The sequence below is a fragment of the Streptomyces tricolor genome (genome assembly GCF_002155905.1).
Taxonomy (GTDB): domain Bacteria; phylum Actinomycetota; class Actinomycetes; order Streptomycetales; family Streptomycetaceae; genus Streptomyces; species Streptomyces tricolor.
The window spans coordinates 1-5,551 of record NZ_MUMF01000398.1; the positions used below are offsets into that span (position 1 = coordinate 1).

The following is a 5,551-nucleotide window of genomic DNA, read 5'->3' on the forward strand; positions in this document are numbered from 1 at the left end:
GCCGGAAGCCGCCCCGCGGGGCCGCGCTCCCCTCACCGCAGCGCCCCACCGGGCCCGGCCGGACGGCACCGCGCCCGGCGCGCGGCCGGCCCCGCAGTACCGCGCCTGTCGAGCCCGGCGCACGGCACCGCGCCCGGCATGCAGCCGCCCGCGGCACCGCGCCCGCTCACGCGGCCCGAGCGGCGCGTTCCGCTCAGATGCGGCCCAGCACCTGGGCCAGCAGTTCGCCCATCCGGGCGGCCGAGTCGCGGCCCGCCTGGAGGACCTCCTCGTGGTTGAGGGGCTCGCCGGTCATGCCCGCGGCCAGGTTGGTGACCAGGGAGATGCCCAGGACCTCGGCGCCGGCCTCACGGGCGGCGATGGCCTCCAGGACGGTGGACATGCCGACCAGGTCCGCGCCGATGACGCGCGCCATGCGGATCTCGGCCGGGGTCTCGTAGTGCGGGCCGGGGAACTGGGCGTAGACGCCCTCCTCCAGCGTGGGGTCGATCTCCTTGCACAGCGCGCGCAGGCGCGGGGAGTACAGGTCCGTCAGGTCGACGAAGTTGGCGCCGACGATGGGGGAGGTCGCCGTGAGGTTGATGTGGTCGCTGATCAGCACCGGCTGGCCGGGGCGCATGCCCTCGCGCAGACCGCCGCAGCCGTTGGTCAGCACGATCGTCTTGCAGCCGGCGGCCACGGCGGTGCGCACGCCGTGCGCCACGGCGGCCACGCCACGGCCCTCGTAGTAGTGCGTGCGGCCGAGGAAGACCAGGGCGCGCTTGTCACCGAAGGAGTACGAGCGGATCTTGCCGCCGTGCCCCTCGACGGCCGGCGGCGGGAAGCCGGGCAGCTCGGTGACCTGGAACTCGACGTCGGGTGCGCCCAGGGCGTCGACGGCCGGAGCCCAGCCGGAGCCCATCACGAGGGCGACGTCGTGGGTCTCGGCGCCGGTGAGTGCGCGCAGGCGCGCGGCGGCGGCGTCGGCGGCGGCGTAGGGGTCGCCCTGGATGTCGTCCGGAAGAAGAGATGCGTTCACGCCGATGAGGGTAACCGGTCTTCGCCTACGCGCGTAGATGACAGAGCCCACGGGTTTGGGTTCTTTGTATTGTCGTTTTCCACAAACGGGGGGCGACGGGGTGGAAAAGCCCCAGGAAGAGGGGCGGGCGACGGACCGTGACCGGCTCAGCAGGGGCGCTTGCGGAGTTCCATCACATAGTCGTGCGGGGCCCCCGCCGACTCCGCCGCGTCGGCGATCTCGCCCAGGTAGCGCGCCGACGGCAGACCGCCCTCGTAGCCGTTGAGGACGTACGTCCAGGCCGGCTCCTCGCCGTCCAGGGTGTGCACGCGCACGCGTACCCGGCGGTAGATGCCGAGGCCCACGCCCTCCCACCGGTCGAGCGACTCCTCGTCCATGGGTGCGATGTCGTACAGGCCGACGAAGACCTGGGCCAGCGGGTCCTCGACGATCGTCGCCAGCGCGCCCTCCCAGCCGAGCTGCTCGCCGCCGAAGGTCAGCCGCCAGTCGTTCAGCCAGCCGGTGGCGCGCAGCGGCGAGTGCGGGGCGCGGCGGGACATCAGACGCGCGTCGAGGTTGCCGGCGTACGCGGCATAGAGCGACATGGGGAGAGGGTACGGCAGTCGCACCGTACGCCTCAGGCGTCCCGGGAGTGACCCGGCGGCGCCCCCGGGCAGTAGCACCTTGAAGCGTGCGGGACAATGGAGTACGTGACTCGGATCGTGATCATCGGTGGCGGACCCGGCGGATACGAGGCGGCCCTGGTGGCCGCCCAGCTCGGCGCGGAGGTGACCGTCGTCGACTGCGACGGTCTGGGCGGAGCGTCGGTGCTGACCGACTGCGTGCCGTCGAAGACCCTTATCGCTACGGCCGAGGTGATGACCACCTTCGACTCCTCCTACGAGGAGCTGGGGATCATCGTCGCCGACGACACCCCGCCGATGGAGCAGTCGGCCCGGGTCGTCGGGGTGGACCTCGGCAAGGTCAACCGACGGGTGAAGCGGCTCGCGCTCGCCCAGTCCCACGACATCACCGCCTCCGTGACGCGCGCCGGAGCCCGGGTCATGCGCGGGCGCGGCCGGCTGGACGGCATGCAGGCCCTGGACGGGTCCCGGAAGGTGATCGTCACCGCCGCCGACGGCACCGAGGAGACCCTCACCGCGGACGCCGTCCTCATCGCCACCGGCGGTCACCCGCGCGAGCTGCCCGACGCCCAGCCCGACGGCGAGCGCATCCTCAACTGGACCCAGGTCTACGACCTCACCGAGCTGCCGGAAGAGCTGATCGTGGTCGGCTCCGGCGTGACCGGCGCCGAGTTCGCCGGCGCCTACCAGGCGCTGGGCTCCAAGGTCACCCTGGTCTCCTCCCGCGACCGCGTGCTGCCCGGCGAGGACCCCGACGCCGCCGCCGTCCTGGAGGACGTCTTCCGGCGCCGTGGCATGAACGTCATGGCCCGCTCCCGCGCGCAGTCCGCCAAGCGCGTCGGCGACCGGGTCGAGGTGACGCTGGCCGACGGCCGGGTCATCACCGGCACGCACTGCCTGATGGCCGTCGGCGCCATCCCGAACAGCGCGGGCCTCGGCCTGGAGGAGGCCGGCGTCAAGCTGCGCGAGTCGGGCCACATCTGGACCGACAAGGTGTCCCGGACGACCGCGCCCGGCGTCTACGCCGCCGGTGACGTCACCGGCGTCTTCGCCCTCGCGTCCGTCGCCGCCATGCAGGGGCGCATCGCCATGTACCACTTCCTGGGCGACGCGGTGGCCCCGCTGAACCTGAAGACCGTCTCCTCGAACGTCTTCACCGACCCCGAGATCGCGACGGTCGGCTACACCCAGGCGGACGTGGACGCGGGCAAGATCGACGCGAGGGTCGTCAAGCTCCCCCTGCTGCGCAACCCGCGCGCCAAGATGCAGGGCATCCGGGACGGCTTCGTGAAGATCTTCTGCCGCCCGGGCACCGGGATCGTCGTGGGCGGTGTCGTGGTGGCCCCCCGCGCCTCGGAACTGATCCACCCCATCTCGATCGCCGTCGACAACAATCTGACGGTCGAACAGATCGCGAACGCCTTCACGGTGTACCCCTCCCTTTCGGGGTCGATCGCGGAGGTCGCCCGGCAGCTGCACACGCGCAAGGCGAGCGCGGAGGGCTGACGGGCCGCCGCGACTTCCCGCTGGTCACGGGGAGTTGTGGCGTGTGCGGACGGCATAGTCGGGGTGGGCAGGCCCTATACCACTTCCCACCCCACCATGCGAACAACTTCTGTTATTCGGCGCAAACTGCTGAAAGCAGACGGTCGCTGGGGTTACTGTCAGTTTCGTGTTCGCTGCTGAACGTCGCCAATTGATCCTCGAAATGGTGCGAGCGAACGGTGCCGTGTCGCTCCGTGAGCTCGCCCGCGTCGTCCAGACCTCCGAAGTGACCGTACGGCGGGACGTGCGCGCACTGGAGGCAGAAGGACTCCTCGACCGCCGGCACGGCGGTGCGGTACTGCCGGGCGGATTCACGCGGGAGTCCGGCTTTCCGCAGAAATCCCATCTCGCGACCGCCGAGAAGACGGCCATCGCCGACCTCGCCGCGGGCCTCGTCGAAGAAGGCGAGGCGATCGTGGTCGGGGCGGGTACGACCACGCAGGAGCTGGCCCGCCGCCTGGCGCGCGTGCCGGGCCTCACGGTCGTCACCAACTCCCTCCTGGTGGCCCAGGCGTTGGCCCACGCCAACCGGGTGGAGGTCGTGATGACCGGGGGCACCCTGCGCGGCTCCAACTACGCCCTCGTCGGCTCCGGCGCCGAGCAGTCCCTGCAAGGCCTGCGGGTGTCCAAGGCCTTTCTCTCCGGGAGCGGCCTGACCGCCGAACGCGGGCTGTCCACCTCCAACATGCTCTCGGCATCCGTCGACCGGGCCCTCGTCCAGGCCGCCGCGGAGGTCGTGGTCCTCGCCGACCACACCAAGCTCGGCACGGACACCATGTTCCAGACCGTGCCGACGGACCTCATCACCCGGCTGGTCACCGACGAGCCGCCCGGCCACGACGACCGCGCCGCCACGGAGTTGCAGGCGCTCGCCGACCAGGGGGTGCAGATCGCCGTCGCCGGGGCGACCGGGAACCCGGGGGGTGACCAGGTCCCGGCCGGCCGCCGCGCCCCCCTGCCGGGACCGCGCCGGGGCCACGTACCCGGCTCCTCCCCCCTGCGCTCCACCACGGGCCTGGGCGACCCGACCACCCCCGACCGGGGCCGCGTCGCCGACCTGCGCCGCCGGTAGCGACACTGCCGGCGGTGGCGGGCGACCGCGCCGGCCCGTGCGCTGTCGGTGGTCCCGCATAAGGTGCGGGGCATGGCACTGACGGACATCACCCGTGTCGAGATCGAGAAGGCCCTGGAGGAGTACGACCGCCTGGGCCGCGAAGCCTTCCTCACCCACTACGGCTTCCGACCGGCCCGTCGGTACCTGCTGGTCCACCACGGCAGGCACTACGACTCGAAGGCGATCGTCGGGGCCGCGCACGGGTACCTGCCCGGCCGACGGCCCCTGGCGGCGGGGGAGTTCTCCGGCGGCGCGCGGCACGCGGTGGCTCTCCTGAAGGGGCTCGGCTTCTCGATGGCAAAGGACCCGTCGGACCAGGAGCCCCCCGGCCACGACGAACTGCTCCGCCGTATCACCAAGCTGACGGTGAATCGTTCCGCCGGGCGGCCCGCCCTCTACAAGCCCATCACGCTGCTCTGGGCCATGGGACGCGCCCTGCGGGGTGAGCCACGGCTGACGCCCTGGACGGAGACGGAGCAGGCGCTGACGGGGCTGCTGCGGCGGCACGGAGCCCACGGCGAGCGACCGCGCCCCGACTACCCCGTGGCCTCCTTGTGCCGGGACGGGATATGGGTGCTGCCCGAGCACAGCGGCGAGGTGCCCACCGCCCACGGGGACGCGCGGCTGCGCCGGTGGTTCGCGGAACGGCAGCCGCTGGGCGGGCTGGTCGAACCGGTGCACGATCTCTTCCACCGCTCGGCCGTCACCCGGCTCGCGGTGCTGGACGCGGTGCTCGGCACGTTCTTCGACGGTCTCGACCCCGCCCCGCTGCTCGCGGACGTCGGTCTTGAGGAGCCGGCCGGTGAGCGGCCGGGGGCGGCCGAGCCGTGGATCGTCACGGCGGCCGAGTACGAGCGGGGCTGCCGGCTCATCGACCAGTGGGAGACCGGGAACGAGGGAAAGCGGGACACCCGGACCACGCATCGCCCGAGGCGGTCACGGGCCGCCCGTCATCTGGTGCTGCTGCGCAGCGAGGGGCGGTGCGAGAACCCGCGGTGCACGGGGCAGCCGGCCGATGTGACGGACCGGCGGGAGCCGATACTGGAGGTCGACCATGTGCTGGACCTCGCCCTGGGCGGGCGGGACCACCCCAGCCAGATGGTGGCCCTGTGCCCGAACTGCCATGCGGTGAAGACGCGCGGCAGTACGCGCGAGGAACTCCGCGCGATCCTGCTCCGGGTGGCCGCGGAGCGGCATCGGGGTGTGCGGGCGGGGGCCCGCCCCCTTCGGTGAAGGGGGCGGGCCCCCGCC

The 5,551-nt window shown here is 72.6% G+C and carries 5 protein-coding genes; 3 read left to right on the forward strand and 2 right to left on the reverse strand.

Annotation, left to right across the window (positions count from 1 at the left end):
- Window positions 1-193 precede the first annotated feature (193 nt).
- Window positions 194-1,018 (reverse strand): purine-nucleoside phosphorylase, encoded by an 825-nt coding sequence (locus CCN44_RS26740; protein WP_059252288.1) that lies wholly within the window; start codon window positions 1,016-1,018, stop codon window positions 194-196.
- A 146-nt stretch (window positions 1,019-1,164) separates the two neighbouring features.
- Window positions 1,165-1,602, reverse strand: a complete 438-nt coding sequence (locus CCN44_RS26745) for a gamma-glutamylcyclotransferase (protein ID WP_086700250.1) — start codon at window positions 1,600-1,602, stop codon at window positions 1,165-1,167.
- A 96-nt stretch (window positions 1,603-1,698) separates the two neighbouring features.
- On the opposite strand from CCN44_RS26745, the gene CCN44_RS26750 reads away from it, so the two are divergent.
- The 3 genes from CCN44_RS26750 (at window position 1,699) to CCN44_RS44555 (ending at window position 5,533) form a co-directional block, all read left to right on the forward strand.
- A complete protein-coding gene (locus CCN44_RS26750; protein ID WP_059252290.1) occupies window positions 1,699-3,147 on the forward strand; it encodes an NAD(P)H-quinone dehydrogenase in 1,449 nt (482 codons plus the stop codon).
- Window positions 3,148-3,313: 166 nt separating this feature from the next.
- Window positions 3,314-4,258, forward strand: coding sequence for a DeoR/GlpR family DNA-binding transcription regulator (locus CCN44_RS26755; protein WP_079081121.1), 945 nt, complete (start codon window positions 3,314-3,316; stop codon window positions 4,256-4,258).
- A gap of 72 nt (window positions 4,259-4,330) precedes the next feature.
- Complete coding sequence (locus CCN44_RS44555; RefSeq protein WP_158103153.1) at window positions 4,331-5,533, forward strand: HNH endonuclease signature motif containing protein; 1,203 nt, start codon at window positions 4,331-4,333, stop codon at window positions 5,531-5,533.
- The last annotated feature ends 18 nt before the right edge of the window (window positions 5,534-5,551 follow it).

Excerpts from the sequence above, each read along its gene's own strand:
- CCN44_RS26750 (WP_059252290.1), top strand. The coding sequence starts at position 1,699 with ATGGAGTACGTGACTCGGATCGTGATCATCGGTGGCGGACCCGGCGGA.
- CCN44_RS44555 (WP_158103153.1), top strand. The coding sequence starts at position 4,331 with ATGGCACTGACGGACATCACCCGTGTCGAGATCGAGAAGGCCCTGGAG.
- CCN44_RS26745 (WP_086700250.1), bottom strand. The coding sequence starts at position 1,602 with ATGTCGCTCTATGCCGCGTACGCCGGCAACCTCGACGCGCGTCTGATG.